This window comes from Burkholderia gladioli (assembly GCF_000959725.1).
Taxonomy (GTDB): domain Bacteria; phylum Pseudomonadota; class Gammaproteobacteria; order Burkholderiales; family Burkholderiaceae; genus Burkholderia; species Burkholderia gladioli.
The window spans coordinates 127,846-154,741 of sequence record NZ_CP009322.1 but is presented as its reverse complement, the minus strand read 5'-3'; the positions used below and the strand labels follow the sequence as shown (position 1 = coordinate 154,741).

Here is a 26,896-nt window from a genome sequence, read left to right as displayed (position 1 = left end):
AGGAGATCGGCCGTGCCCCGTTCCGTCTTGCCTTCGTCCGTGTCCTCGTCGCTCTCGCCCACCGCCGCGCCGCCCGGCGACGAGGGCGCGCGCCCCGCGTCCGCGCGGCGCGAACGCTCGCTGGCGCCGCCCGCGCGTCGCCGGCGGCCGCATCGCCACCGGCTCGCCGCCTTCCTGTTCCTCGCGCCGGCCTGCCTGATGTTCGCGCTCTACGTGGTGTGGCCGGTGATCTCGACGATCCGCCTGTCCTTCTACCACTGGGACGGCATGAGCGAGCCCGGCTTCATCGGGCTCGACAACTACGCCGAGCTGCTGCACGCCGACACTTTCTACACGGCGCTGAAGAACAACCTGATCTGGCTGCTGCTGTTCCTGCTGGCGCCGCCCTTCGGCCTGGCGATCGCGCTGTACCTGAACCAGGCGCTGGCCGGCATGCGGCTGCTGAAGTCGCTGTTCTTCGCGCCCTTCGTGTTGTCGGGGGTGGTGGTCGGGCTGATCTACTCGTGGTTCTACGATCCCACCTTCGGCCTGCTCAAGCTGCTGCTCGGGCACGGCATCCCGGTGCTCGGCGATCCGCGCTACGCCACGCCCGGCATCATCTTCGCGGCGCTGTGGCCGCAAACCGCCTACTGCATGATCCTCTACCTGACCGGGCTGACCACGCTCAACGCCGAACAGATCGAGGCGGCCCGCATGGAAGGCGCGAAAGGCTGGACCCTGCTGTGGCACGTGGTGTTGCCGCAGTTGCGGCCAGCCACCTTCATGGCGATCGTGGTGACCGTGATCGGCGCGCTGCGCAGCTTCGACCTGATCTCGGTGATGACGGGCGGCGGCCCGTTCGACAGCTCCACCGTGCTCGCGTACTACATGTACGACCAGGCGATCAAGTACTACCGGCTCGGTTATTCGTCCGCCATCGCGGTCGTGCTGTTCGCGATCATGATGCTCTACATCGTGTTCCACCTGCGCCACCTGCTGCGCAGCGAACGCTGACCCCCAGGCCACCCGGGAGACCCCGATGTTTCCGACTCCGATCGAACGCTGGAAACCCGCCTCGCGCGCGCTCTACAAGCTGTCGCTGCCGCTCGCGCTGCTGGTGTGGCTGCTGCCGCTGCTCGCCGTGCTGCTCACCTCGGTGCGCTCCTCCGAGGAACTGAGCGCGGGCCACTACTGGGACTGGCCACGACACATCGCGATCGTCGCCAACTACCGCGAGGCGCTGACCGCCTCGCCGATGCTGCATTACCTCTGGAACAGCGTGCTGATCACGGTGCCCGCCGTGGCCGGCGCGATCCTGCTGGCGGCGATGGCCGGCTTCGCGCTGGCGATCTACCGCTTTCCCGGCAATGCCTCGCTGTTCACCGTGTTCGTGGCCGGCAATTTCGTGCCGATCCAGGTGCTGATGATCCCGGTGCGCGACCTCACGCTCAAGCTCGGCCTCTACAATTCGGTGGGCGGCCTGATCCTGTTCCATCTCTCGTTCCAGACCGGCTTCTGCGCGCTGTTCCTGCGCAACTTCATCAAGCAGTTGCCGTTCGAGCTGGTGGAAGCCGCGCGCATCGAGGGCGCCGGCGAATGGACCGTGTTCGTGCGCATCATCCTGCCGCTGATCCGGCCCGCGCTGGCCGCGCTCTCGATCCTGGTGTTCACCTTCGTCTGGAACGACTACTTCTGGGCGCTGTGCCTGACGCAGGGCGACGACGCCGCGCCGATCACGGTCGGCGTGGCCGCCCTCAAGGGGCAGTGGACCACCTCCTGGAACCTGGTCTCGGCCGGCTCGGTGCTGGCCGCGATGCCCTCGGTGGCGATGTTCTTCCTGATGCAGAAGCACTTCGTGGCGGGGCTGACCTTCGGCGCGACCAAGGGCTGAGCAAGGGCCCGACACGGCCCGAACCCGGCGCGCTCAAGCCTCCGGGTGCAGCCAGGGCTGGGGCGACAGCGGCGGCAACCGCGGCTGCCCCGCCACCGGGCTGGGCGGGCGCGACACGATCAGTTGTCCGTCGCACAGCTTGTCGCCGGTGAACAGCGGCGACTCGCCCCGCAGCACGTTGGCCACCGGCATGCGGCCCGCGCTGCGGATCGTGTCGAGCGCGCTCGAGCCCGCCACCGGCATCACCTTGTCGCCATCCACCAGGCCGTAGCCGGCGCCCGTCTGGCTCTGGTAGCAGATCCACCAGCGCCCCGAATCAAACATCATGAACAGCAGCGCGCGGGGCGATTCGCGCGTGCCGTAGCCCTCGTGCGTCAGGGCCGCGGCGAGCTTCGAGCTCGAGGCGCGGCGGTTCTTGTATTCGGTCTGCAGATAGCTGCTGCCGCCCGTGACGTGATAGACGCGGAAGGTCCGGTCGTTGAGCTGGTCGACCAGCAGCGAGCAGCCGGAAAAATCCGGCGTGAACACATACTTGCGATCGGTGGCCAGCACCGGGATATCGCAGGAGCCACCTTGCGGCACCCAGTAAGCGGGGATCGGCGAGTCGTCGGCGATCTCGGCCTGGGTGGTCGGCGCGATCCGCACCGCCTTGAGCTGGCCCTCGCCCACCTTGCGCAGGTCGACCGCGTCGACCTGATCGCCGACCTGGAACACGCCGGCCGTGGTCAGGTAGTTCTGCTTGGTGAAGGATTGCGTGTCGCTGAGGAAAAACCGGTTCAAGCCGAGGGCCATGCAGCCTCCTGTGGATGTCGAACGGAAAGCCCCGATGCAGCGTGGACGCGCATCGGCTCGACAACAGAACGGTCCGGCCCGGGACTTTATTCCCCACGGCGCCCGATCCTTGCACGGGCGGGGCGCCCTAGCCCTTCCTCAGCACGATCACCGCGTACTTGCAGTTCGCCGCGCTGTCGTTGCGGAATTCGCAATCGGCGGGCGGCCCGATCTCCAGGCAGTCGCCCGCCTGCAGTTCATGGCGCTCGCCGCCCTCGACGAACACCAGCGTGCCGTCCAGCACCCAGATCAACTGCCGCATGTTCAGGTAGGCCGAGGCCGGCATGGGAATCCCGGCACCCGGCGGCAGGTCGATCTCGACCAGGGTCAGCGGCGACACCGATTTCGGCGAGACGTGGCGGCGCACGTAGCCGCTTTGCGGATCGACCCAGACCGGCTGGTCGTCCACCCGCAGCAGCCGCCCGTCCTCCAGCTCGGCCAGCGCCAGCAGGGCCGACATGCTCAGGTTGAAGGCCCCCGCCAGCTTGGCCAGCGAGGTGGCGGTCGGGCTGCTCTCGCCGCGCTCGATCTTGTGGATCATGGCGCGCGACACGCCCGAATTCTCGGCGAGATTGGTCAGCGACCAGCCGCGGCTCTCGCGCTCGGCGCGAATCCGGGCGCCGATTCGTTGATCGATATCGTCTACTATGGTGTACACTCGTTTCAATTTAGTGGACAGCCCAAGGAGGCTGGCATGGAAATTCGCGACGCGGGCCCGCAGGACATCGAAGGTATCACGGCCATCTACAACCACGCGGTCCTGCAGACCACGGCGATCTGGAACGAGACCGCCGTCGACACGGCCAATCGCCTGGCCTGGCTCGCCGATCGGCGCAAGGCCGGTTATCCGGTGCTGGTGGGCATCGACGAAGCCGGCGAGGTGCTCGCCTACGCCTCGTTCGGCGACTGGCGCGCCTTCGACGGCTTTCGCGGCACGGTCGAGCACTCGATCTACGTGCGCGACGACCAGCGCGGCCGCGGCCTCGGCCCGCAACTGATGGCGGTGCTGATCGAGCGGGCGCGCGCGATCGGCAAGCACGTGATGGTGGCCGGCATCGAGGCCAACAATTCCGGCTCGGTGCGCCTGCACGAGCGGCTCGGCTTCGTCCATACCGGCACCCTGAAGCAGGTCGGCATGAAGTTCGGCAAGTGGCTGGACCTGACATTCATGCAGTTGACGCTGGATGCGCGGCCGACCCCGGACGCGCCGCGCCCATGATGCCGTGGCTGCCGTTCTGCCTGCTGGTCGGCGCGGGCGCGGCCGTGGTGGTGCAGAACACCCTGATGGCGCGCATCACCGAATCGGCCTCGACGGTGCTGATCGCGCTGATCGTCAATTCCTCGGTCGGGCTCGCCGCGCTCTTGACCCTGCTGGCGATGCGCTCGGGCAAGGCCGGCTTCGGCGAACTGGCCGGCGCGCTGCGCGGCTGGGGCCTGGTGCCCGGGCTGCTCGGCGCCTTCTTCGTGTTCGCCAGCATCCATGGCTACCAGCGTTTCGGCGCGGGCACCACGATCGCCGTGCTGGTGGCCAGCCAACTGGTGTTCGGGCTGCTGCTCGACAGCGCCGGGGCGCATGGCGGCGCGCTGTCGGCGCGGACCCTGCTGGGCGCGGGCGTGCTGGTGCTCGGCGCCTTCCTGGTGGCCTCGCGCAACGGCTGAGGGCGCGCGATCGATGAGCGGCGCGCCGCCGCCTGACGCGGCGCACGATTGACGCGCCTCGCGCGCACGGCTATACATCGTCGTCGTTCACGGCGGCGCCGCGCCCTCAACGCATTGCACGTTGCAGATTGCGCATCGCGACAGCGCGGCCCGTTCGGAATGCGAACCTTGCAGGGCGCTTGCGGCTCCCCGCCGCGACGCGCTCGCCCGCCTCGGAGCGAGACACGATGAGACGCTGGCTGCTGGCGCTGCTGCTGTTCGGTCTGTCCACCACGCTCTCGCAGGCGGCCGGCCTGCGTTTCGCCCAGGTTCCCGCCGACGGCGACGGCCCCGCGCTGAAGCTCGCGATCTGGACGCCCTGCGCCGCCGCCGCGCAAGCGCTGACGATCGGCCCTTATGCGCTGAGCGCCACGCGCGACTGCCCGACGCTCGGCAGGCAGTTGCCGCTGGTGGTGATCTCGCATGGCCACGGCGGCTCGCTGCTCAATCATCACGACCTGGCCGAGACGCTGGCCGACGCGGGCTACGTGGTCGCCGCGATCGATCATCCCGGCGATACCCATGCCGACATGAGCCGCAACGCCGATATCTCGTCCTTCGTCGAACGGCCGGCCGACATCCGGCGCCTGATCGACTACCTGCTGACGAACTCGCCGGTGGCGGAATCGATCGATGCCGACCGGATCGGTTTCTTCGGCTTCTCGCGCGGCGGCTACACGGGCCTGGTGCTGGCCGGCGGCCGGCCCGACTTCGTGCATGCCAACGTGCCCTGCCCGGACCCGAAGCTGCCGATCTGCGAGCAGATCCGCAATCGCCGCTTGCCCAGCCAGCCGCTCGCGCGCGACCCGCGGATCCGCGCCTACGTGCTGGCCGATCCGCTCAACGAGTTTCCCGATCCCGAGGACCTGAAGGACGTGAAGGCACCGATCCAGCTCTGGGCGTCCGAGCTCGGCGGCGACGGCGTGCTGGCCGGCACGATCGCGGCGCTGGCCTGCTCGCTGCCGGCCAAGCCCGAATCGCACGTGGTGCCCGGCGCCGCGCATTTCGCGTTTCTGCCGCCCTGCCCGGCGAGCCTCGCGCAGGATTCGCCGGCGCTCTGCACCGATGGCGCGGGCTTCGATCGCGCTGCCTTCCACCGGGACTTCAACGCCAAGGCGCTGGCGTTCTTCGACGCCCGGCTCCACTAGACGGCGGACTTTCCAAGCCTTCCCCGGGTAATCCCTCATGCCGCCTCTCGAACAAAAATTTGTATGATGACCACATAACCTGATAACCCGGTCCATCCATGTTCGAGAAAATCCCGGCCCGCGCGATGAGCGACACGGTCGCCCAGCAACTGCTCAAGCAGATCGAGATCGGCGCCTTCGCCGGCACCGGCAAGCTGCCGACCGAAACGGTGCTGGCGCAGGAATTCGGCGTGAGCCGCACGGTGATCCGCGAGGCGATCTCGCGCCTGAAGAACGAAGGCGTGGTCGAGCCGCGCCAGGGCAGCGGCGTGTTCATCGCGACGCACGGCGCGATCCGGCCGCTGCGGATCGACTACGCGGAAGCGGTCGAATCGGGCTCGCTGGTGCACCTGCTGTCGGTGCGCCGCGCGATCGAGGCCGAGGTGGCCGCCGAGGCCGCCAAGTGCCGCACCGACGCCGACATGATGCGCATCGACGAGGCGCTGGCGAAGATCGACGCGGCCGTGGCCGCCGGCCTCGATGGCGTGGCCGAGGACGTCGCCTTCCACCGCACGATCGCCGCCGTCACCGGCAATCCCTACTTCCTCAAGACGCTGAGCTTCCTGAACCAGTACCTGGAAGCCGGCGTGGCCGTCACGCGCCGCAACGAGGCGACGCGCGAGGATTTCTCGCGCCAGGTGCGCGAGGAGCACGCCGCGATCGTCGACGCGATCCGCGCCGGCGACGCGCTGGCCGCCAGCAACGCGGCCCGCACCCACATGGTCAATGCAGCGCGGCGCCTGGCGCAGGCCGGCATCCGCTGATCCCGTGCCCGGCCAGGCCGGGCCACCCGCTCATACGAAGGTTCATCCATGTCACGACAAGTAGGAGTCATCGGTCTCGGCGCCATGGGGCTGGGCGTCGCCCGCTCGCTGCTGCGCGCCGGTTTCCGCGTCCACGCCTGCGACCTGCGCGAGGACGTGCTGGCCGCGTTCGCGGCCGAGGGCGGCGTGCCCTGCGCCACGCCGGCCGAGCTCGGCGCGCGCTGCGAGGTGCTGATCACGCTGGTGGTCAATGCCGCCCAGACCGAAGCCGTGCTGTTCGGCGAACAGGGCGCGGTGCCGGCCATGCGCGCCGGCTCGGTGGTGATCTCCAGCGCGACGGTCGCGCCCGACTTCGCGGTCCAGCTCGGCGCGCGCGTCGAGGCGGCCGGGCTGTTGATGCTCGACGCGCCCGTCTCGGGGGGCGCCGCGCGCGCCGCCTCGGGCGAGATGACCGTCATGAGCTCCGGCCCGGCCGAAGCCTACGCGGCCTGCGGGGACGTGCTGGCCGCGATCGCCGGCAAGGTCTACCGGCTCGGCGCCGAACACGGCGCGGGCTCGAAGGTGAAGATCATCAACCAGTTGCTGGCCGGCGTGCATATCGCGGCGGCCGCCGAGGCGATGGCGCTGGGCCTGCGCGAGGGCGTCGACGCCGACGCGCTCTACGAGGTGATCACCCACAGCGCCGGCAACTCCTGGATGTTCGAGAACCGCGTGCCGCACATCCTGAACGGCGACTACACGCCCTTGTCGGCGGTCGACATCTTCGTCAAGGATCTCGGCCTGGTGCTCGATACGGCGCGCCGCAGCAAGTTCCCGCTGCCGCTGTCGGCCACCGCGCACCAGATGTTCATGAGCGCCTCGAGCGCCGGCCACGGCGGCGAGGACGACTCGGCCGTGATCAAGACCTTCCCCGGCATCACGCTGCCGCCCGCCCGCTGATCCCGACCGCCGCCATGACCGCTTCCTCCCGAGCTTCCTCCGCTGCTCCCGCCCAGCCGCTGTTGGGCTGCATCGCCGACGACTTCACCGGCGCCACCGACCTGGCCAACATGCTGGTCAGGAGCGGCATGCGCACGATCCAGACGATCGGCGTGCCCGAGGCCGGCGCCTCGCTCGACGCCGACGCGATCATCGTCGCGCTGAAGTCGCGCACGATCGCCCCCGCCGACGCGGTCGCGCAGTCGCTCGCCGCGCTCGACTGGTTGCGCGCGCAAGGATGCCGCCAGATCTACTTCAAGTACTGCTCGACCTTCGATTCGACCGCCGCCGGCAATATCGGCCCCGTCGCCGACGCGCTGGCCAAGGCGCTCGGCGCCGACCGGCAGCTCGCGATCGCCTGCCCGGCCTTCCCCGAGAACGGCCGCACCATCTATCGCGGCCACCTGTTCGTGGGCGACGCGCTGCTCAGCGAATCGGGCATGGAGCACCACCCGCTCACGCCGATGACGGACGCGAACCTGGTGCGCGTGCTGCAAGCTCAAACACCGTCCAAGGTCGGGCTGGTGCGCCACGACACCATCGCGCGCGGCGCGCAGGCGGTGCGCGACGCGTTCGCGGCGCTGCGTGCCGACGGCGTGCGCTACGCGATCACCGACGCGCTGTCCGACGCGGACCTGCACGTGGTGGGCGAGGCCTGTGCCGACCACGCGCTGGTCACGGGCGGCTCGGGCATCGCGCTCGGCCTGCCCGCCAACTTCCGCCGCGCCGGCCTGCTGCCCGAGCGCGGCAACGCGGCCGCGCTGCCCAGGGTGGACGGCCAGGCCGTGGTGCTGGCCGGCAGCGCCTCCCGGGCCACCAACGCCCAGGTCGCCGAATGGCGCGACACGCAGGGCCGTCCCGCGTTCCGCATCGATCCGCTGGCCGCCGCGCGCGGCGAGCCAGTGGCCGCCCAGGCGCTCGCCTTCGCCGAACAGCATCTGCCCGTGCCCGTGCTGATCTACGCCACCGCCACGCCCGACCAGGTCAAGGCGATCCAGCAGCAGCTCGGCGTGGAAGCCGCCGGCGCGCTGGTCGAACGCACCCTCGCCGAGATCGCCGCCGGCCTGCAGGCGCGCGGCGTGCGCCGCTTCGTGGTGGCCGGCGGCGAAACCTCGGGCGCGGTGGTGCAGGCGCTGGGCGTGCGCGCGCTGCAGATCGGCGCGCAGATCGACCCCGGCGTGCCGGCCACGGCGACGCTAGACGGCGGGCTCGCGCTGGCGCTGAAGTCGGGCAATTTCGGCGCCGTCGACTTCTTCGCCAAGGCGCTCGCGCAACTGGAGACCCTCGGATGAGCACGGAACACACCCTGCGCGAGACCATCTGCGCGGTCGGCGCCAGCCTCTACGCGCGCGGCCACGCGGTCGGCACCGCCGGCAACATCAGCGCGCGGCTCGACGACGGCTGGCTGATCACGCCCACCGACGCCTGCCTGGGCCGGCTCGACCCGGCCCGCATCGCCAAGGTGGACCTGGCCGGCCAGCAGGTCTCGGGCGACAAGGCCTCGAAGACGCTGGCCCTGCATCGCGGCATCTACGAACGCAGCCCCGCATCGCGCGGCATCGTCCATACCCATTCCACCCACCTGGTGGCGCTGACCCTGGCCGGCGTCTGGCAAGCGGACGACGTGCTGCCGCCCATCACGCCCTACTACGTGATGAAGGTCGGCCACATCCCGCTGATCCGCTACCGGCGCCCCGGCGACCCGGCCGTGGCGGCCGAGGTCGCGGCGCTGGCCGATCGCGTTCGCGGCGTGCTGCTCGAACGGCTCGGCCCGGTGGTCTGGGCGCCGAGCGTCGAGCAGGCTTCGGCCGTGCTCGAGGAGCTGGAGGAAACCGCGCGGCTGTGGCTGATGACCGACCCGAAGCCGGCGCCGCTCGACGCGGCCGCGCTCGACGAGCTGGGCGCCGTGTTCGGCACGCGCTGGTAGGACAAGGCATAGCGCGGCTTCCGCCTCGCGCCGGAGCCGCGACGGCGTGGCGGCGTGACAAACGGCGGCCACGCGCATCGACGACGCGCGAAACGAATCGCGCGCGCCACCACCTGGAGACAAGCATGACCCCGTATCAAGCCACGGCGACTCCCGCCGCCGCCCAGGCCGGCCCGGCCGAACTCGACGCCACCTACAAGAAGGTGTTCTGGCGCATCGTGCCGTTCCTGATGCTCTGCTACGTGGTCGCCTACCTCGACCGCGTCAACGTCGGCTTCGCCAAGCTGCAGATGTCGCAGGACCTGGCCTTCAGCGAGACCGTGTTCGGGCTCGGCGCGGGGATCTTCTTCGTCGGCTACTTCCTGTTCGAGCTGCCCAGCAACCTGCTGATGCACCGCATCGGCGCGAAGATCTGGATCGCGCGGATCATGATCACCTGGGGCCTGCTTTCCGCCGCGTTCGCATTCGTGAGGACTCCCACCCAGTTCTACGTGCTGCGCTTCCTGCTCGGCCTGGCCGAGGCGGGTTTCTACCCCGGCGTGATCCTCTACCTGACCTACTGGTTCCCCACCCACCGGCGCGCCAGGATCATCGCCGTGTTCATGTCGGCGATCCCGGTTTCGGGCATCTTCGGCAACCCGCTGTCGGGTTGGATCATGTCGAAATTCCAGGGCGGCGCGGGTTTCCACGGCTGGCAATGGATGTTCATGATCGAGGCGGTGCCGGCCGTGCTGGTGGGGATCGCGACCCTGCTCTACCTCGACAACGGCATCGCCCAGGCCAAGTGGCTCAGTCAGCGCGAGAAGCAGTTGCTGCAGGACGAGATCGACGCGCAGCCGCACCTGAAATCGAAGGAGAGGCATTCGCTGCGCGCCGTGTTCGCCGATCCGCGCATGTGGTGGATGTCGCTGATCTACTTCACCTTCGTGACGGGCCAATATGGCCTGACCTTCTGGATGCCGACCCTGGTCAAGTCCACCGGCATCCAGGACAACTTCACGATCGGCCTGCTCTCGGCGATCCCCTTCCTGGTCGCGATCGTGGTGATGAACCTGTTCGGCCACAGCTCGGACAAGCGCCGCGAGCGCCGCTGGCACCTGATCATCCCGGCCACCATGGGCACCGTGGGTTTCGCGGTGGCGGCCATGTTCCCGCACAATACCGCCGTGTCGATCCTGTTCCTGTCGATCGCGGCGGGCGGCGTGCTGACCTGCGCGCCGCTGTTCTGGTCGCTGCCGACCGCCTTCATGGCCGGCGGCGCCGCGGCCGCCGGGATCGCCATCATCAACTCGGTCGGCAACCTCGCCGGTTTCGCGAGCCCCTATGTGATCGGCTACCTGCGCGATGCCACGCACAGCACCGCCTCGGGCATGGTCATGCTGGCCGGCATGCTGGTGATCGGCTCGATCGCCGTGTGGCTGACGCCCGCGAAACTCGTGAACCGCTGATTTTTCGCCGCCGCGCGCTGCTCGTGTCGACACGGGCAGCGCGCGGCGCCGCTCCACTCTCCTGACGGAACCGCCGCCATGCCACGCTTCGCCGCGAATCTTTCGATGATGTACACCGAGCACCCGTTCCTCGAGCGCTTCGCCGCCGCGGCGCGCGACGGGTTCCGGGCCGTCGAGTACCTGTTTCCCTACGACTTCGCCGCCGACGAGCTGAAGGCGCGCCTGGCCGATGCGGGCCTCGTGCAGGCGCTGTTCAACGCGCCGCCGGGCGACTGGGCGGCCGGCGAGCGCGGCTTCGCCTCGCTGCCGGGCCGCGAGGACGAATTCCGCCGCGCCTTCGACACCGCGCTCGACTACGCGCGCGTGCTCGGCAACGACAAGCTGCACGTGATGGCCGGGCTGCTGCCGGCCGGCGCCGATCGCGCGCGCCATCGCGAGGTCTATCTGCGCAATCTCGCGCATGCCGCCGAGGCCGCGCGCGCGGCCGGCGTCCTGGTGGTGATCGAGCCGATCAACACGCGCGACATGCCCGGCTATTTCCTGAACCGCCAGGACGATGCGCAGGCGATCTGCCGCGACGTGGGCGCGCCGAACCTGCGCGTGCAGTTCGATTGCTACCACTGCCAGATCGTCGAGGGGGACATCGCCATGAAGCTCAAGCGCGACTTCGCCGGCATCGGCCATATCCAGGTCGCCGGCGTGCCCGAGCGCCACGAGCCGGACCTGGGCGAACTGAACTACCCCTACCTGTTCGAGCTGATCGACACGCTCGGCTACGACGGCTGGATCGGCTGCGAATACCGCCCGAAAGCCGGCACCTCCGAAGGGCTCGGCTGGCTGCGCCCCTACCTGTAACCTCACGCGAACGACACCTCCATGAAAGTCCTGATCACCGGCGGCGCCGGTTTCCTCGGCCGGCGCCTGGCCACCCAACTGCTGGCGCGCGGCGAACTGGCCGGCCCGAACGGCGCGCCCGAGCGCATCGACGAACTGCTGCTGCTCGATGTGGTCGAGGCGAGCGGCTTCAGCGATGCGCGCGTCAAGACCCTGGTCGGCGATATCGCCGATCGCGCCGTGCTGGAGCGCGCGATCGATACGCAAACCGGCGCGATCTTCCACCTGGCCGCGATCGTCAGCGGCCAGGCCGAGGCCGATTTCGAGCTCGGCATGCGCATCAATCTCGACGCCTCGCGCTCGCTGCTGGAAGTCTGCCGCGCGCTCGGCCACCGGCCGCGCGTGCTGTTCACCAGCTCGGTGGCGGTCTATGGCGGCGAGCTGCCCGAGGTGGTGCTCGACGAGACCGCGCTCAACCCGCAATCCTCGTACGGCACGCAGAAGGCGATCGCCGAGCTGCTGCTGGGCGACTACGCGCGGCGCGGCTTCGTCGACGGGCGCGTGCTGCGCCTGCCGACCATCAGCGTGCGCCCGGGCCGGCCGAACGCGGCGGCCTCCTCGTTCGCCAGCGGCATCATCCGCGAACCGCTGAACGGCGAGGACGCGGTCTGCCCGGTGCCGCTCGACACGCGGCTCTGGCTGCTCTCGCCGCGCCGCGCGATCGACGCGCTGGTGGCCGGGCTGGAGCTCGACGGCGAGCGGCTCGGCAAGCGTCGCGTGATCAATCTGCCGGGGATCTCGGTGAGCGTGGGCGAGATGATCGAGGCGCTGCGCGAAGTGGCCGGCGACGCGCCGGTGGCCCGGATCCGCCACGAGATCGACCCGCGCGTGGTGGCCATCGTCGGCAGTTGGCCAGGGCGGTGGGATACCTCGCGCGCCGAATCGCTGGGCCTGGTCGGCGACGCTTCGTTCGCCGACGTGATTCGCGCGCATATCGAGGACGAACTGCGCTGAGTCTCGCCGGCGTGGCAAACCCATGTCTGAAATGTCACACTAACGACAATTCAAGACATGGGTCGGACATGCGCAAGATCGCCTTTTTCCTCTTCCCCGGCTATCAGCCAATGGGAATCGCCGTGACAGCCCCGTTCGAAACGGCGAACCTGCAGGCGGCCAGGCCCGTCTACGACATCCGGATGGTGTCGGAACACGGCGGACCGATCCGCACCTCGCTCGGCTTCGAGGTCATGACCGAGCGCTTCGCCAGGCAGGCCTACGACCTGGTCGTGGTGGGCGCGAGCCTGGAAGATGCCTCGCCTGCCACGATCGAGCTGATCCGCGCAGCGCCCTCGCATTGCCGGCGTATCGCCGCCACCTGCCACGGCGCCTTCGTGCTCGCCGAAGCCGGCCTGCTCGACGGCCGCAGGGCAACCACGCACTGGGATCGCGCCGCCGAGTTGCGTGCCCGATATCCGTCGGTGCAGGTCGACGAGGACCGTATCTTCGTCGCCGACGGCCCGATCTGGACTTCCGCCGGCATGACGGCCGGCATCGACCTCGCCCTGGCCCTGATCGAGGACGACCTGGGCGTGCAAGCGGCGCGTGCCGTGGCACGACGCCTGGTGCTCTATCACCGCCGCGCCGGCGGCCAGTCGCAATTCTCCTCGCTGCTCGAACTCGAACCCAGGACCGACCGGATCCGGGCCGTGCTGACCTATGCCCGCGCGAACCTCGGCAAACGCCTGAGCGTGGAGGAACTGGCCGATGTCGCGAACCTCTCGCCGCGTCAGTTCGGTCGAACCTTCCAGTCCGAGACCGGCCGCACGCCGGCCAAGGCGATCGAACAGCTCCGGCTGGACGAGGCGCGGGTGCTGATGGAGGAAAGCCATCACTCGCTCGACGCGGTCGCGCAGATGACGGGCTTCGGCGATCGTGACCGGATGCGCCGCGCTTTTCTAAGGGCGTTCGGCCTGCCGCCGCATATGGTCAGGCGGCAGGCGCTCGGCCATCCGTCGAGCGAGGAGGACGATCGCGTCGAGCCCTGAACGGCTCACGGCATGGCGAGCAGCATCGCGGCCATCGCCATGCCCATGACGATGCGGCAGGCAGACCTCGCCACATCGGCCGAAGCGCCGGGCATGAGCGCCCGCGCGACGCTCGCGCGGCATCCCTCCCGCAGGCAATCGCCGACCAGCACGAAGGCGATGGCCGAGGAAAGAGAGAGGTACTTGCCGATACCGGGTGCTTGCGCGCACATCGATGCGATCGGCGCGGAGGCGAACATATAGGCGCTCGCCGCGCAGTGGAGCACTTGCGTGAAGTCGTGACCGTTCCCGAGCGCGCGAAACCCGGCGGCACGCACGGCCGCCGTGCACCGCCCGACGAACCAGGCCGCGCCCAGCACGAACGTGGCCGCCCAGGCCCGGTCCGGCAGGATCGCGAAACTCGGCAGCAGCATGCCGGTCATCGCCAGCGCCATCAGCGACGCCGAAATTTCCGCATCGAGCCTGCCGACGCGGCGCGGGCGACGCCGCGGCGAACGCTGCATCGTCGCCGCGCTCGCCGCCACCGGTATCCGGGCGAGCGCGACGCGCCACGCACCGGGCAGCGCGGCGGCGATCATCAAGGCCGCCAACGCGCCAGACCACCAGGCAGGAACATTCATCCGAACCGCCTCCGGCAACCGGGCTAGTACTGCAGGTTCGGATAGGCTGCCCGATCCCCCGGCCCCTCGCGCGTGACGCCGAGGATTCCATAGATCGGCCAGATCGACTCGAGCGGCGTGGTCGTGCCGTGCTTGAAGGCGAGTTCGCTGGCCCAGTGATGGCGAATCCCGTCCGCGTGGCGGGAGAACACGTTCAGGATCGCGAGCTGCACGCCATCGGGCTTCTCGGCGTAGTAGTCGCGGTTGAAGTGGTTGCCTCGCGAGGACAGCAGGCGCAGGTTCTGCCAACCGCGTTCCTGCGCGAAGGTACCCAGCCGCTCGGGACTGGTCTTCGCCACCACCACCAGGTTGGTCCGCTCCGCGAGGTGGAAGGCCGCGCCTTCGAGACCGTCCACCACCGAGGTGCAGGAGGGGCAAGGCTGCTCCACCAGCGGCAGCGCAGCGGTCTTGCCGCAGGGCGCCCCCGCGCGCCGGTCTTCCGGCCAGCGCGGGAACATCATGTTGTAGATCACCAGCGAATCCTTGCCCGGCGCGAACAGCTCGGAAAAGCGGATCTTCCTGCCGTCACCGGCCTGCTCGAATTCGTAATCCTCCTGGATCAGGCCGCCCGGCGGCAAGGCGCGGCGCTGGGCGATCACCTTCTCGTTGAGCCGCCGCAGCTCGTCCTCCGCCTCCATCAACTCGTCGCGTGCGCGGCGATAGTCGCCTGATTCGCCCGGAAATCGCAGGCTCGGATCGAGAACGACCTCGCGCCAGCGGTTCATATCACGTGGTTCACCCTTGAGTGCCATGGTCATGCTCCTTTGTCGGTTTTCGTCAGCAAACCTTAACATTGGAGAAAACCGGCGAACCGACATGGACACGGCAATTCCCGACATTCGCGCAGAGTGCCGGGCAATCAGGCCCCGGCGTCGCCCAACACCAGCAGATGCAGTTCGCGCCGCGCGACGAAACCCATCGCACGATAGATCGCAATCGCATTCTGGTTCGACGCCACCGCGTGCAGGAACGGGATCTCGCCGCGCGCGCGCATGGCCGCCATCAGCAGCCGCATCAAGCCGGCCGCCAGGCCTTGCCCGCGAAACGCGGGATCGACGCAGACCGCGCTGATCTCGGCGTGGCCGTCGATCCTGAGGCGTTCGCCGGCCATCGCCGCCAGCCTTCCCTGCCGGCGCACGCCAAGGTAGCGGCCCAGCTCGATGGTGCGCGGCCCGAACGGCCCCGGCTGGGTCGCGGCGGTCAGTGCCAGCATGTCCGGCACGTCGCCGGGCTCGAGCCGCACGTGCTCGAGCGCGACGGGTTCGGGTTCGCGCTCGGCGACCATCTGGATCAGCGTCGCGCGCCGCAGCACGTCGAACCCCTCGGGCGGCTCGATCTCGTCGACCGTCACCAGCGCGGCGGGCCCGTATCGTTCGATCGACTCGCGCAAGGCGCCGAACGATTCGGGCGTGAGATCGGCCAGCGCGGCAAACGGCGCGACCTCGGGCTGGAAACGCAGCACGCGCTCGCCCGGCACCGCGAATTCGGCCTGCCGCGTGGACAGGGCATTCCATATCAGGGTGTCCAACGCATGTGCGCCTTCGCCCTGCTCGACGATCGATTCCGGCATGCAGGCTGCTCCTCAATCATTGGATTTCGCGTAGCGCATGGTCCACACGGCCCGATCCCCCGGCGTGTACGAGTTGCCCACCCAGGGCGAACCGCAGACGTGCAGGTAGGCATAGGGCGTGCCCGCGAACATGATCCAGGCGCCCGCGTCGCGCACGTCGGTGGGCAGCCCGCAATGCGCGGCATCGAACGGCCAGAGCACCATCCAGTGCGGCCCGATCGGAATCGCCGGGCTGGTGGTGTCCAGGGCATCGCTATTGCTATGCTGGGTCGCCCCGCAGAGCATATAGCAAAGCCCCGGCGTGGTGATGGACGGGCGCGGCTTGCGGTCGTGAATGTCCTTGAACCACTGCATGCCGACCCGGTCCACGCACATCGGCGGATCCCCGATCCGGTTCTCGTTGCCCGGCGTGCAGACCCAGCCGTTGCTGCCCTGGCGCAGGATCCTGTACATGTTGCCGTGCATGTCCATCTCGGCCACGGTAGCATCGCGGGTGATCTGCGACGGGCCGGCCTGCATCGCGCGCGCAATCTTGATCGCCCGCTCCTCCTCGTCCATCTCTGCGTGGGCCGGGCCGGGCGGCAAGGCGAGCGCCTCGTTGCCGAAGCTGCCCTGCACGCTCTCGTGCCCCCAGGCGCGGTTGCCCACCAGGGCCGCCATCGCCGCGCCGAAGAAGCCCAGGCCGGCGATCGCCTTGCGGCGCGAAACCGATTCCGGATTCGCGCTCACCGAGTCAACTTGATGAGGGGCCGCCTGGCTGCCGGCTTCCTGATGATCCTGCATGGCATTGTCCTTGTACGAGGAGTGGATGGCCCGGCCCGCCGCACGACCGAGGGCGGCGCGTTCGCGGCGCCCGGCGTCAATCCGGGAGCGCCTGGACGGCTAGCGGGGCGGCGCTGGCCAGGGGACGGGTTTCGAGCGGATCGACCAGCCGCCAGCACAGGGCCGCGGCAAGAAAGGCCAGCGCGGACGCGACAGCCAGCAGCCCCGTGTATCCCTGGGCAAGGCTGGCCTCCAGCATCGGCGCGAAGCCGTCCCGTGCCCCCGCCAGCGAAGCGGCATCGCCGAGATGGCCGTCGAGGATCAGGCGCGTCACGGCTAATTGCCGGCCCGCGTCCAGCAACGGGTAATGCAGCTGGACATCCGCGGCGATGCGATCGACGAGCACGGCGCCGAGCGCGGCGAATCCCAGCACGAGGCCGCTGAAGCGCAAGGTGCCAGCGACGCCCGAGGCCATGCCGGCGCGCTCGACGGGGATCACCGTCATGCTGACCTTCGCGACCTGGCCGTTGAGGATGCCGCCGCCCAGCGAAGCGACGAACATCGGCACCACCACGGCGGCATAACTGAGGAGTTGCACCGTCACCGATGCGACCGCCAGCCCGGCCGCCACCAGCACCAGGCCGATGGAAAGCAGCGCACGCCCGGACAAGCGATGCTCGAGGCGGACCGACACCACGCGCGGCACCGCGAACAGCGGAACCGCGAGCGGCAGCATCAGCAGGCCCGCCTCGAGCGGAGAGCGATGCAGCGCCGTCTGGAAGAAGAACGGCAGATAGGTCAGCATCGTCAGGAATGCCACGGGATAGGCGATGCCGGCCACGCTCGCGCCGAGATAGGTTTTCTTCGCGAAATAGGCGAGCTCGACCATCGGCCGCTTCTCCCGCAGTTCCACCAGGACGAAGGCGACGAACAGGATCAGGGCGACACCGATGCGCAGCAGCACGGAAGCATCGCCCCAGCCCTCCCGGTTGCCGGAAATCAGCCCCCAGGTGAGCAAGCCGAGGAAGCCGCTGAACAGCAGCACGCCCATCCCGTCGAGCTTGCTGGCGCCGGGATCCTTCGACTCGCTCACCGTCCAGGCCGTGAGCGCGATCATCGCGACGCCGATCGGCAGGTTGACGTAGAAGGCCCAGCGCCATCCCAGCAATTGCGTGATCAAGCCGCCGACGACCGGCCCCATCATGACCGCGACCCCGATCACCGATCCCCAGAAAGCGAAGGCCTTGGCCCGCTCCTTGCCGTGGAAGGCATGCGAGAGCACCGCGAGCGCCGCGCTCAGCAGCAGGGCGGCACCCACGCCCTGCATCGCGCGGGCGAGATTGAGGACGATCGATACCGACGCGGCGCCGCAAAAGAACGAGGCCAGCGTGAAGATCGACAGACCGATGATCAGGATCCGCTTGCGCCCGAAGCGGTCCGCCAGCGCGCCGGCAGGCATCAACAGGCTCGCGAACGCCAGCGTGTAGGAGGAGATCACCCACTCGATCGCCGAGAAATCCGCATGCAGCGACTTCGCGATGGAGGACAGCGACACCGCGACGATGTTGGCGTCCAGGTTGATCATGAAGGACGGCACCGACACGCAAAGCAGGAGGAGAAGTTTTCTGTTCATGGGCCACGGCCTGGGCCATCGCCCGGCTTCACTGCGGATTGAGTCATCGGTTGCCGGCGATCCGGCGTTGCCGAATACTGGCATATACCATTTTATAGCGCAAGCAGGTGCCGATGTTTCCCTGCCCTGCCGCTCGCGATGTCGGATCGAATGACTGGCATATGCCATAATTCGCCGACGCAGGCCGGCGCTCGTCCCGAGCCGCCACGCCGCATGCGTGCATCGAACAGGAGCCGATCCATGAACGTCCGGCCGCTGACCCCCAGCGTCTGCAGTTACGGAGCGCTCCGGCGCGCGACCCGCGGCATCAGCCAGCAATACGACCAGGCCCTGGAGCCGGCCGGCATCAATGCCGCGCAGTACAACCTGCTGCGCGCGGTCCAGCGGCTCGGCGCTCCCACCCAAAGCGAGCTGGCCGCCGAGGTCGTGATGGATCTTTCCGCGCTCGGGCACACGCTCAAGCCGCTGATCCGCGATGGCTGGATCACCCTCGACAAGGATCCCGAAGACAATCGCCGCCGGCTGATCTCGCTGACACCGGAAGGCCGTGAGCGGCTGCGGCATGCCAGGCGGCTGTGGAAACCGGTGCAGCAGCGCTTCGAGGCGTTTCTCGGCAAGCAGGAGACCCAGGACCTGCTGGCCCTGCTCGATCATCTGGCATCCGGCAGTTTCGACCAGGCCGGCGCCGCCTAGTGCCGGCACGACGGGCGCGTCGGAACGTGGTTGAAAGCGGTTGAAAGCGACGCGTCACATCAGACAAAAAGCCGTCGCACGTCGAAGCGTCACGCATTATTACCGAACGCTCGTTTGACACAGATTGTTACAGCTCAGCTAGCTAGGCGTAAACCATATCTGGGATGATCGATCAACGCTCGCATTCAGGGTCGCAAGCTTTCGTGCTGCAAGGCGAACCGAAAACCCGGCGGGCCAATCGAAACCCATCATGGCCGCTCTCTACGATTTCGGCGCCCGCACCTTGCGCCACCTTTACGACCGCAAGATCCGCAGCGCCGCCGTGCTCGACACGACGACCCTGTTCCCGGACGCACGGCGCTTCACCGCCGCATGGCAGACGATCCGCGCCGAGGCGCTGGCTGTGGCGCGCGACCTGCCGCGCATCCCGCGCTTTCACGAGATCATGCGCGAGCAGGCCGATATTTCGGACAACGACGCACGCGACTGGCGCATGTTCATCATGCAGGCCTACGGCGTGCGCTTCGAGAAGAACCGCGTACGCTGCCCAGTGCTGAGCGAGATCGTCGACGCCTCGCCCGACGTGCTGTCGGCCTCGCTATCCTTCCTCGCCCCCGGCAAGCACATCCCGCCGCATCGCGGGCCGTTCCGCGGCGTGCTGCGCGGCTACCTGGTGCTGTCGATGCCGAAGCGCGAGGACGGCTCAGCCGCCGCGGTGCTGAAGATCGACGGCCGCGAGCATCGTCTCGACGACGGCCAGTTCCTGCTGTGGGACGATACCTTCGTGCACGAGGTCTGGAACGACAGCGACGAGGTGCGCATCGTGCTGCTGCTCGACATCCGCCGCCGCGACCTGCCCACCAGCCTGCGGCTGCTGTCGGCCGGCATCATCCAGTTGATCCGGCTCGGCATCCGCCTGCGCGGCGGCTCGATCCCGGTTTGACGGCGGCGCCCGCAGCGAACGACAAGGCCGGCCCCGAGGGGCCGGCCTTCTTTCACGTCGTGAAGACGCCGCTACGACCTCAGTGGATGCCCAGGTAGGTCTTCACCGCCGGCAGGCCCGGCTTGCCGTCGAAGGTCGTCACGCCGGCCAGCCACTTGTCGAGCTGCTGCGGGTTCTGCTTGAGCCACGCCGCGGCAGCCTTGTTCGGGTCTTGCTTGTTCATGATCGGCACCATCACGTGGTTCTCGATCTCGGTGCTGAACTGCAGGTTCGAGACGAACTTCGCCACGTTCGGGCAGCGCGCCGCGTAGTCGGGCGGCGTGGCGGTCAGCACGCGGGCCTCGCCGTAGTTCGGGCCGAACACGTCGTCGCCGCCGCTCAGGTAGTCCATCTTGAACTGCACGTTCATCGGATGCGGCTCCCAGCCGAGGAACACGATCCATTGCTTGTCGCGGATCGCGCGATTGACCTCCACCAGCATGCCCGCCTCGCTCGACTCCACCAGCTTGAACTTGCCGAGCCCGTACTGGTTGCCGTCGATCATCTTCTTGATCAGCGCATTGCCGTCGTTGCCGGGTTCGATGCCGTAGATCTTGCCGTTGAGCTTGTCGGCGAACTTCTGGATGTCGGCGAAGGACTTAAGCCCCCCCTGATAGACATAGTCCGGCACCGCCAGCGTGTACTTCGCGCCGGTCAGGTTCGGCGTGGCCAGCACCTTGATGGTGCCGGCCTTGGTGAACGGCGCGATGATCGGGTCCATGGTCGGCGACCAGTAGCCGAGGAACACGTCGATCTGCTTGCTCTTGATCCCGGCGAAGGTGATCGGCACCGAGGCGATGGTCTTGGTCGGCGTGTAGCCGAGCCCGGCCAGCATGGCCGAGGCCAGGCCGGTGGTGGCCGCGATGTCGCTCCACCCGACATCGGCGAAACGCACGCTCTTGCAGGCTTGCGGGTCGGCCGCCTGCGCCGCCGTCCAGGGTGCCACGGCCATCCCGAGCCCGCAGGCCGCCGTGATCAGGAATCGTTTCATCTTCTTCTCTCCTCAGCTGGGTTCAACACGTCGTTCGATTCATAGGCAAGCAGGCATGCGCCAGGCCCTCACTGGCGCGTCGGCGTGGCCCGGCGCTCGTAGCTCGGCGCGTGGCCGAACTGCGCGCGATAGGCCTTGCTGAAATGGCAGGGCGAATGGAAACCGCAGATCGTCGTGACGCGCGCGATCGAGGCGTCGGTGGTGCGCAGCAGGTCGCGCGCGCGCTTCAGGCGCAACGTCAGGTAATAGTGGGTGGGCGAGACGTTCAGGTAGACCTTGAACATGCGCTGCAGATGGCGCTGCGAGAGCCGCACCAGGCGCGCCAGTTCATCGAGCGAGAGCGGTTCCTCGATATTGGCCTCCATCAGCCGCACCACCTCCACCAGCTCGGCGCGCGAGAAACCGACGCGCGCATCGACCGGGATCGGCTGCGGATCGCCGGCGCCGCGGATGCGCTCCAGGATGAACTGCTCGGATACCTGGGCGGCCAGGGGCTGGCCGAGCCGCGCGCCCACCAGGTTCAGCATCAGGTCGAGCGGCGCGGTGCCGCCGGTGCAGGTGAGCCGGTCGCGATCGACCACGAACAGTTCGTCGGCGAAGCGCACCTGCGGGAATTCGCCATGCAGCGCCGAGAGATTCTCCCAGTGCACGGTGCAGCGGTAATCGTCGAGCAGGCCCGCCGACATCAGCGCGTAGGCGCCGGTGCAGATCCCGCCCAGCGGCAGCCCGCGCGCGGCCAGGCCCGCCAGCGCCTCGCGGGTGCGCGCGTCGACCACCTCGCGAATGCGGATCCCGCCGCACACGATCATCACGTCGGGCAGCGGGCCGTCCAGGTCGAGCGCCTCGGTGGGACGCACGGCGATGCCGTTGCTGGCCTGCACCGGCCCGCCGTCGAGCGAGTGGATCGACCAGCGGTAATGCTCGGCGCGGCCCACGTAGTTGGCCATGCGCAGCACCTCGACGGCGCTGCTGAAGGCGATCATCGAGAAATGCGGCAGCGTCAGGAAACCGAAATGCGCGAGCGACGGGGCGGAGGTCGCGCGGGCGACGGGAACGGTGTCGACGGCAAGGCTCACGGTCGCTCTCCGGCAGGAGCAGGTTGCACGAAGCCGGCCCCGGCGGCATGCGGCCGCCGGCACCGGCAACAGAAGCGAAGCGGATGGAACGGGAAAGGCGGGAGCGCCGGCCTCAGGCCTGCACGGCGGGCTTCATGCCGAACAACTGGCGGAAGCCCGAGAACAGCGGCGCGCGGGCAGCGCCCGGGGCACGGCCGAAGCTCTCCGTGATGCGGTCCAGGATGATCGCGAGCAGCACCACCGACAGGCCGCTCTCGAAGCCCAGGCCGATGTCGAGGCGCTGGATGCTGGCCAGCACGTCGTTGCCCAGGCCGCCGGCGCCGACCATCGAGGCGATGATCACCATCGACAAAGCCATCATGATGGTCTGGTTCACGCCCTGCATGATCGAGGGCAGCGCATTCGGGAACTGCACCTTGTAGAGCAGCTGCCAGGGCGTGCAGCCGAAGGCCTGCCCGGCCTCGACGATCTCGCGGTTCACGTGGCGGATGCCGAGGCTGGTCAGGCGCACCGCCGGCGGCATCGCGAAGATCACCGTGGAGAGGATCCCCGGCACGCGGCCCAGGCCGAACAGCATCGCGGCCGGGATCAGGTAGACGAAGGCCGGCATGGTCTGCATCAGGTCCAGGATCGGCCGCACGATGGCCGACACCCACTTGCTCTTGGCCGCCCAGATGCCGAGCGGGATGCCCAGCACCAGGCTGATGATGGTGGACGACAGCGTCAGCCCCAGGGTGATCACGGTCTGGTCCCAGAAGCCGGTCGCGAAGATCAGCAGCAGGGCCAGCGTGGTGAAGATCGCGAAGCGCCAACCCACGCGCCAGAGGCCCACGCCGATGAAGATCGCCATCAGCAGCCACATCGGGATCGCCTGCAGGCCGTGCTCGACCAGCGCGGCCAGGCTCTCGATCACCTGGCCGATCGTGTCGAAGGTCTTCGCGTCGTGGTCGAGCAGGTAGCGGACCGATTGGTCGACCCAGGTGCCGAGCGGAATCAGTTCAGACATGGGAGCCTCGCGAACGGGTGATGGCCTTCAGGAGCACGGCCCGATCGACGGAACCGCAGTAGCAGCCCTGGTCGTCGACCACGGGCAGCGCGTTGGGGCTGGCGACCACGCGTTCGACCACGTGGTCGAGCGTGGCGTCATGCGGGATGGACTCGATCTGGCGCACGTTGGGCGCGGCCATGCCGAGCGCGTCGCGCGTGACGAAGCCGCGGATCTTGCGCGCCTCGTCGAGCACGAAGGCGTATTCGGCGCTGCCGTTGAGCGTGGCGGCCACGTTGGCCGCGTCGAGCCTGGAGACGATCGGCACGGCGCCGGTCTGCATCAGGTCGCTGGCGGTCAGGTAGCGGCTGGTGTCGATGCCCTCGAAGAAGGCGCGGACGTAATCGTCGGCCGGGTTGGCGATGATGTCCTGCGGCGTGCCGACCTGCACCAGGCGGCCGCCCTCCATGATCGCGATGCGCGTGCCGATGCGCAGCGCCTCCTCCAGGTCGTGCGAGACGAACATGATGGTGCGGCGCTGCTCCTTCTGGAGCTGCAGCAGCACGTTCTGCATTTCCTTGCGCTTGAGCGGATCGAGCGCCGAGAAGGCCTCGTCCATGATCATCAGCGAGGGGTTGACGGCCAGCGCGCGGGCCAGGCCGACGCGCTGCTGCATGCCGCCCGACAGCTCGGCGGGCAGCTTCTTCGCGAACGCGGCCAGGCCGACCTGCTCGAGCACGTCCATCGCGCGGCGCTCGCGGTCCTTGCGGCCCACGCCGGCCACTTCCAGGCCGAACGCGGCGTTCGACAGCACGGTGCGCTGCGGCATCAGCGCGAAGGACTGGAACACCATGCTCATGTCGGTGCGGCGCAGCGCGGTCAGCTCCGAGCGGCGCACCGAGGCCACGTCGCGGCCGTCGATCAGCACCTTGCCGGCGGTCGGCTCGACCAGGCGGTTGACGAGGCGGATCAGCGTCGACTTGCCCGAACCGGACAAGCCCATCAGCACGAAAATCTCGCCTTCCTGCACGTCGAACGATACGTCGTGCACCCCGACCACCTGGCCGGTCTGCTTGAAAATATCGTCCTTCGTCGACCCGGCTGCGAGCATGTCGAGCGCCTGCTTCGGGTTGTTACCAAAAACCTTGCACAGACCTTCGACTACGACCTTGGGGGCATCCATCGAAACCTTCTCCTCGTGTAGCTGGGGCTCACCATCAGAGCGTGCCTCAATGGTTGCCAGAAAAAACTTGGGGTAGCCGACGAATTCCGACAGTCGCTTGCGCAAATACGACACGGGTATTTGTCGTGCTCCGCCAGCACCGGCGCGGCAGACGCGGCGGCGAGGGCCCGCTTGCGGCGCCGCGTCAAGCGAAAAGCCTTGATGGACGCGGATCGTGCCCCATGATCCCGCAACGCGGCATGAGCGACGCGCGGCGCGGATCGCGGCGGAAAAACACAAGCGGCGAGGTCGCAATTCGACAAGAACATGTCCGATCGCCGATGCGGCCCGCTGCCCCTTCGGCGCACGATCGTTCGATGCGGCCGGGCGCGGCAGGTGCAACCCGGTCGCACCACCGCCCGGCCGGCGATATCGGCCTGAAAGCTTCGCGGCACCGGCTCGCGCGCGCTCGACGATGGTTGCTTGCGCATGCACCGGTTTCCCATGACAAGGAGAATGCTCAGGTTTCCTGAGGATTGCGCAGCGATTGCCTGGGGTACCCGCCCCGATCTCGAACGGCGCCCCGCCGTCTCAATGCACGGCGCCGGCGCCCAGCCGGATGTCCTCGCGTCGCTCGAGCGCGGTGACGGCCATGATGCGAATCGCCTGGGCCAGCGTATCGAGCGAGAGGCTCGGCAGCCCGGGATGGCGCGCGGCCAACTCGGGCAGGCAGGGCACATGGATGAAACCGCCGCGCAGCGAAGGACGCTGCGTGGCGGCGAAGTGCATCAGCGCGTAGAAGACAGTGTTGCAGACGTAGGTACCGGCCGTCTGCGAGACCGAGGCGGGAATCCCGGCCTCGCGCAGGTCGCGCACCAGCGCCTTGATCGGCAGCGTCGAGAAATAGGCGGCCGGGCCGCCCTCCACCACCGGCTCGTCGATCGGCTGGTGCCCGGCATTGTCGGGAATCCGCGCATCGACCACGTTGATGGCGACTCGCTCGACCGAAACGTCGGGACGGCCGCTGGCCAGACCCAGGCACAGCACCAGCGCCGGATCGGTCGCCTCGATGGCTTCGGCCAGCGCGCGCGGCGCCGACTCGACCACGCAGGGCAGGCGATGCGCCACCACGCGCGCGCCGGCGAGGGTTTCGCCGTCGACGCAGCGCGCGGCTTCCCAGGAAGGGTTGAGGGTGTCGCCGCCGAAGGGCTCGAAACCAGTCAGGAGGATGGTACTCATCGAAACGAAGCGGTCTGGTTGGGCAGGCCCTCATGTTAGGCCCGAAAGCTCGGACCCGGCGCGCCGGATTTCCGCTGCGGCCCCCCAAGCCGCCGGGACCACGAAAAAATGCCCCGCCGACGTTGCCGAGGGCGGGGCCAACCCATGTCAGAGACGACACCAGCGAGGTGCCATGAAACGATCATATCGACGGGCCGGGGCCGGTCGAACCAAGCATTTCTGCTATCCAAACGAGCTCCGGCGGCCAGGACTTGCCTCGCGCAAAGGCATATCGATAGAACGAAAAGTCGTTTCCCGCAGCCGGCACGGCTCGTTAACATGCTCGTTCGAGCCTGTCTGATCAGGCACCGCATTCCCGGGAGCACATCTTGACTGCATTCGATCAACACCGCCGGCCGTTCATCGTCGGCATCGGCGGCACCACCCGCGCGGCTTCGTCGACCGAACGCGCCCTGAATTTCGCGCTGCGCGGCGCCCAGGCGGCCGGCGCGCGCACGCGGCTGTTCGACGGCCCGTTCCTGCATTCCCTGCCCCATTACGCGCCGGAACAAAAAGGCTTGAGCGAATCCCAGATCGAGCTGATCGAGGCGGTGCGCGAAGCCGACGCCGTGATCATCGCGACGCCCGGCTACCACGGCGGCGTGTCCGGCCTGGTGAAGAACGCGCTCGACACGCTCGAGGAACTGCGTGCCGACCAGCGCCCCTACCTGGATGGACGCGCGGTAGGCGTGATCGTCACCGCCTATGGCTGGCAGGCCGCCGGCACGGTGCTGAGCTCGCTGCGCTCGATCGTCCACGCGTTGCGCGGCTGGCCGACGCCGTTCGGCGCCGCCGTCAACACGCTGGAGACGCGCTTCGAGACGGCCGACACCTGCTCCGACGCCAAGGTCGCCGGCCAGCTCGAGACGGTCGGCGCGCAGGCCGCGGAGTTCGCGCTGGCCTTCGCCTCGCACCGCGCCGCGACGCAGATCGCCGCCCCGGTGCTCAAGCTCGCCTCGAACTGAGCGTCGCGCCGGCTTCGGCCGGGCGGCGGGATCGGCGAATTTTGGCGACTTTGCGGTTTCTTGCCGTTTTCGGCATGCCTGAAGGCCCTTTTGGGGCCTTTTTTGTTGTTTTTTGCAGTTCCTTCCGTTTTCCATCCGCCCGCGCGGCATCGTGCCGGGCCATATGCATTCGCGCCGAGCCACGCATATGCTTCGCCGGAAAGATTGGTTCCGGCCGGCTCGCGCGCGGCTTACGCTGCACACTCCCGTACTCGATTTCGTCCTGCAATGATTCGTCCGATCCGCTACAAAGGCTACGAAATGGCGCCTGCGGCCGCCCGCCAGCCTAACGGGCTGTTCGCCGCGAACCTGACCATCGAGAAGACCGCCGCGGGCCCCTCCCGCGCCTACTCGTTCGATGCGATCGACTTCTTCTTCGACGAGGCCCACGCGCTGGCCTACGCCTCGCGCTGGGGGCGCATCTGGATCGACGCGCATAGTTGAGCTTCGGCAAGACGGACGTGGGCAATGTCCTGGCCCGAAAACGCGAAAATCGACTGCCTATGCAAGAATAAGCAG

General features: G+C 68.5%; 30 protein-coding genes. 18 read left to right on the top strand and 12 right to left on the bottom strand.

The features are described 5' to 3' along the window. The first annotated feature begins 12 nt into the window (after positions 1-12). Positions 13-993, top strand: a complete 981-nt coding sequence (locus BM43_RS02035) for a carbohydrate ABC transporter permease (protein ID WP_036054246.1) — start codon at positions 13-15, stop codon at positions 991-993. A 25-nt stretch (positions 994-1,018) separates the two neighbouring features. Next, the gene (locus BM43_RS02030) at positions 1,019-1,870 is read left to right on the top strand and encodes a carbohydrate ABC transporter permease (protein WP_017917966.1); all 852 of its coding nucleotides are present in this window, start codon (positions 1,019-1,021) and stop codon (positions 1,868-1,870) included. Positions 1,871-1,903: 33 nt separating this feature from the next. On the opposite strand, the gene BM43_RS02025 is transcribed toward BM43_RS02030, so the two are convergent. Together BM43_RS02025 and BM43_RS02020 are read right to left on the bottom strand one after the other, a co-directional pair. Further along, a complete protein-coding gene (locus tag BM43_RS02025; RefSeq protein WP_052409090.1) occupies positions 1,904-2,662 on the bottom strand; it encodes a hypothetical protein in 759 nt (252 codons plus the stop codon). Positions 2,663-2,789: 127 nt separating this feature from the next. Then, positions 2,790-3,359 carry a helix-turn-helix domain-containing protein gene (locus tag BM43_RS02020; RefSeq protein ID WP_017917968.1) on the bottom strand — a complete coding sequence of 190 codons (570 nt, stop codon included), beginning with the start codon at positions 3,357-3,359 and terminating at the stop codon, positions 2,790-2,792. A gap of 36 nt (positions 3,360-3,395) precedes the next feature. Between BM43_RS02020 and BM43_RS02015 the strand changes: the two genes are divergently transcribed. The 11 genes from BM43_RS02015 to BM43_RS01965 all read left to right on the top strand — a co-directional run bounded on the left by BM43_RS02015 (position 3,396) and on the right by BM43_RS01965 (position 13,582). Further along, positions 3,396-3,920 carry a GNAT family N-acetyltransferase gene (locus BM43_RS02015; RefSeq protein WP_036054247.1) on the top strand — a complete coding sequence of 175 codons (525 nt, stop codon included), beginning with the start codon at positions 3,396-3,398 and terminating at the stop codon, positions 3,918-3,920. Next, positions 3,917-4,360, top strand: coding sequence for a DMT family transporter (locus BM43_RS02010; protein WP_025100380.1), 444 nt, complete (start codon positions 3,917-3,919; stop codon positions 4,358-4,360). Before BM43_RS02015 ends, BM43_RS02010 begins: the two co-directional genes overlap by 4 nt. 227 nt (positions 4,361-4,587) lie before the next feature. Next, a complete protein-coding gene (locus tag BM43_RS02005) occupies positions 4,588-5,547 on the top strand; it encodes an alpha/beta hydrolase family protein (protein WP_036054249.1) in 960 nt (319 codons plus the stop codon). Positions 5,548-5,645: 98 nt separating this feature from the next. Next, a complete protein-coding gene (locus BM43_RS02000) occupies positions 5,646-6,350 on the top strand; it encodes a FadR/GntR family transcriptional regulator (RefSeq protein WP_025100378.1) in 705 nt (234 codons plus the stop codon). 48 nt (positions 6,351-6,398) lie between these two features. Further along, positions 6,399-7,289 carry an L-threonate dehydrogenase gene (ltnD, locus tag BM43_RS01995; RefSeq protein WP_036054252.1) on the top strand — a complete coding sequence of 297 codons (891 nt, stop codon included), beginning with the start codon at positions 6,399-6,401 and terminating at the stop codon, positions 7,287-7,289. Between the two features lie 14 nt (positions 7,290-7,303). After that, positions 7,304-8,620, top strand: a complete 1,317-nt coding sequence (gene otnK, locus BM43_RS01990) for a 3-oxo-tetronate kinase (RefSeq protein ID WP_036054254.1) — start codon at positions 7,304-7,306, stop codon at positions 8,618-8,620. Continuing rightward, a complete protein-coding gene (gene otnC / locus BM43_RS01985) occupies positions 8,617-9,255 on the top strand; it encodes a 3-oxo-tetronate 4-phosphate decarboxylase (RefSeq protein WP_036040350.1) in 639 nt (212 codons plus the stop codon). Before otnK ends, otnC begins: the two co-directional genes overlap by 4 nt. A gap of 125 nt (positions 9,256-9,380) precedes the next feature. Beyond that, the gene (locus BM43_RS01980) at positions 9,381-10,703 is read left to right on the top strand and encodes an MFS transporter (protein ID WP_036054256.1); all 1,323 of its coding nucleotides are present in this window, start codon (positions 9,381-9,383) and stop codon (positions 10,701-10,703) included. 78 nt (positions 10,704-10,781) lie between these two features. After that, on the top strand, positions 10,782-11,558 hold the full coding sequence (otnI, locus tag BM43_RS01975; protein ID WP_036054260.1) for a 2-oxo-tetronate isomerase: 777 nt from the start codon (positions 10,782-10,784) through the stop codon (positions 11,556-11,558). A 21-nt stretch (positions 11,559-11,579) separates the two neighbouring features. Then, the gene (gene denD, locus BM43_RS01970; protein ID WP_036054261.1) at positions 11,580-12,551 is read left to right on the top strand and encodes a D-erythronate dehydrogenase; all 972 of its coding nucleotides are present in this window, start codon (positions 11,580-11,582) and stop codon (positions 12,549-12,551) included. 68 nt (positions 12,552-12,619) lie between these two features. Then, positions 12,620-13,582, top strand: a complete 963-nt coding sequence (locus BM43_RS01965; RefSeq protein WP_036054262.1) for a GlxA family transcriptional regulator — start codon at positions 12,620-12,622, stop codon at positions 13,580-13,582. A 5-nt stretch (positions 13,583-13,587) separates the two neighbouring features. On the opposite strand, the gene BM43_RS01960 is transcribed toward BM43_RS01965, so the two are convergent. The 5 genes from BM43_RS01960 to BM43_RS01940 all read right to left on the bottom strand — a co-directional run bounded on the left by BM43_RS01960 (position 13,588) and on the right by BM43_RS01940 (position 18,290). Further along, entirely contained in the window at positions 13,588-14,202 is a 615-nt protein-coding gene (locus BM43_RS01960; protein ID WP_080741972.1) for a DUF5134 domain-containing protein, read from the bottom strand. A 23-nt stretch (positions 14,203-14,225) separates the two neighbouring features. Further along, positions 14,226-14,993 (bottom strand): DUF899 family protein, encoded by a 768-nt coding sequence (locus BM43_RS01955; protein ID WP_157693241.1) that lies wholly within the window; start codon positions 14,991-14,993, stop codon positions 14,226-14,228. A 107-nt stretch (positions 14,994-15,100) separates the two neighbouring features. Next, a complete protein-coding gene (locus BM43_RS01950; protein WP_036054264.1) occupies positions 15,101-15,811 on the bottom strand; it encodes a GNAT family N-acetyltransferase in 711 nt (236 codons plus the stop codon). A gap of 12 nt (positions 15,812-15,823) precedes the next feature. Further along, positions 15,824-16,594: a hypothetical protein gene (locus BM43_RS37395; protein ID WP_052409091.1), complete on the bottom strand. Its 771-nt coding sequence runs from the start codon at positions 16,592-16,594 to the stop codon at positions 15,824-15,826. 76 nt (positions 16,595-16,670) lie between these two features. Continuing rightward, positions 16,671-18,290, bottom strand: a complete 1,620-nt coding sequence (locus BM43_RS01940; protein WP_230676354.1) for an MFS transporter — start codon at positions 18,288-18,290, stop codon at positions 16,671-16,673. A 156-nt stretch (positions 18,291-18,446) separates the two neighbouring features. Here BM43_RS01940 and BM43_RS01935 point away from each other — a divergent pair, with 156 nt between their 5' ends. Both BM43_RS01935 and BM43_RS01930 read left to right on the top strand, forming a co-directional pair. Next, on the top strand, positions 18,447-18,899 hold the full coding sequence (locus tag BM43_RS01935) for a MarR family winged helix-turn-helix transcriptional regulator (protein ID WP_036040341.1): 453 nt from the start codon (positions 18,447-18,449) through the stop codon (positions 18,897-18,899). A 250-nt stretch (positions 18,900-19,149) separates the two neighbouring features. Further along, complete coding sequence (locus tag BM43_RS01930; protein ID WP_036054268.1) at positions 19,150-19,842, top strand: aspartyl/asparaginyl beta-hydroxylase domain-containing protein; 693 nt, start codon at positions 19,150-19,152, stop codon at positions 19,840-19,842. Between the two features lie 79 nt (positions 19,843-19,921). On the opposite strand, the gene BM43_RS01925 is transcribed toward BM43_RS01930, so the two are convergent. The 4 genes from BM43_RS01925 to BM43_RS01910 form a co-directional block, all read right to left on the bottom strand. Next, positions 19,922-20,872 (bottom strand): choline ABC transporter substrate-binding protein, encoded by a 951-nt coding sequence (locus BM43_RS01925; RefSeq protein ID WP_013689432.1) that lies wholly within the window; start codon positions 20,870-20,872, stop codon positions 19,922-19,924. Between the two features lie 68 nt (positions 20,873-20,940). Next, positions 20,941-21,948, bottom strand: a complete 1,008-nt coding sequence (locus BM43_RS01920) for a GlxA family transcriptional regulator (RefSeq protein WP_017917977.1) — start codon at positions 21,946-21,948, stop codon at positions 20,941-20,943. Positions 21,949-22,060: 112 nt separating this feature from the next. Next, on the bottom strand, positions 22,061-22,954 hold the full coding sequence (gene choW, locus BM43_RS01915; protein WP_025100362.1) for a choline ABC transporter permease subunit: 894 nt from the start codon (positions 22,952-22,954) through the stop codon (positions 22,061-22,063). Beyond that, positions 22,947-24,116 carry a quaternary amine ABC transporter ATP-binding protein gene (locus BM43_RS01910; RefSeq protein WP_013689429.1) on the bottom strand — a complete coding sequence of 390 codons (1,170 nt, stop codon included), beginning with the start codon at positions 24,114-24,116 and terminating at the stop codon, positions 22,947-22,949. Before BM43_RS01910 ends, choW begins: the two co-directional genes overlap by 8 nt. A 221-nt stretch (positions 24,117-24,337) precedes the next feature. Between BM43_RS01910 and BM43_RS40065 the strand changes: the two genes are divergently transcribed. Next, on the top strand, positions 24,338-24,628 hold the full coding sequence (locus BM43_RS40065) for a hypothetical protein (protein WP_144417615.1): 291 nt from the start codon (positions 24,338-24,340) through the stop codon (positions 24,626-24,628). A gap of 58 nt (positions 24,629-24,686) precedes the next feature. Here the strand turns inward: BM43_RS40065 and pcp are convergent, their stop codons facing one another. Further along, a complete protein-coding gene (gene pcp / locus BM43_RS01905) occupies positions 24,687-25,334 on the bottom strand; it encodes a pyroglutamyl-peptidase I (protein ID WP_036054274.1) in 648 nt (215 codons plus the stop codon). Positions 25,335-25,702: 368 nt separating this feature from the next. On the opposite strand from pcp, the gene BM43_RS01900 reads away from it, so the two are divergent. Next, positions 25,703-26,338 carry an NADPH-dependent FMN reductase gene (locus BM43_RS01900; protein WP_017917979.1) on the top strand — a complete coding sequence of 212 codons (636 nt, stop codon included), beginning with the start codon at positions 25,703-25,705 and terminating at the stop codon, positions 26,336-26,338. Between the two features lie 267 nt (positions 26,339-26,605). Beyond that, complete coding sequence (locus BM43_RS01895; RefSeq protein ID WP_013689426.1) at positions 26,606-26,821, top strand: hypothetical protein; 216 nt, start codon at positions 26,606-26,608, stop codon at positions 26,819-26,821. Positions 26,822-26,896: the final 75 nt, after the last annotated feature.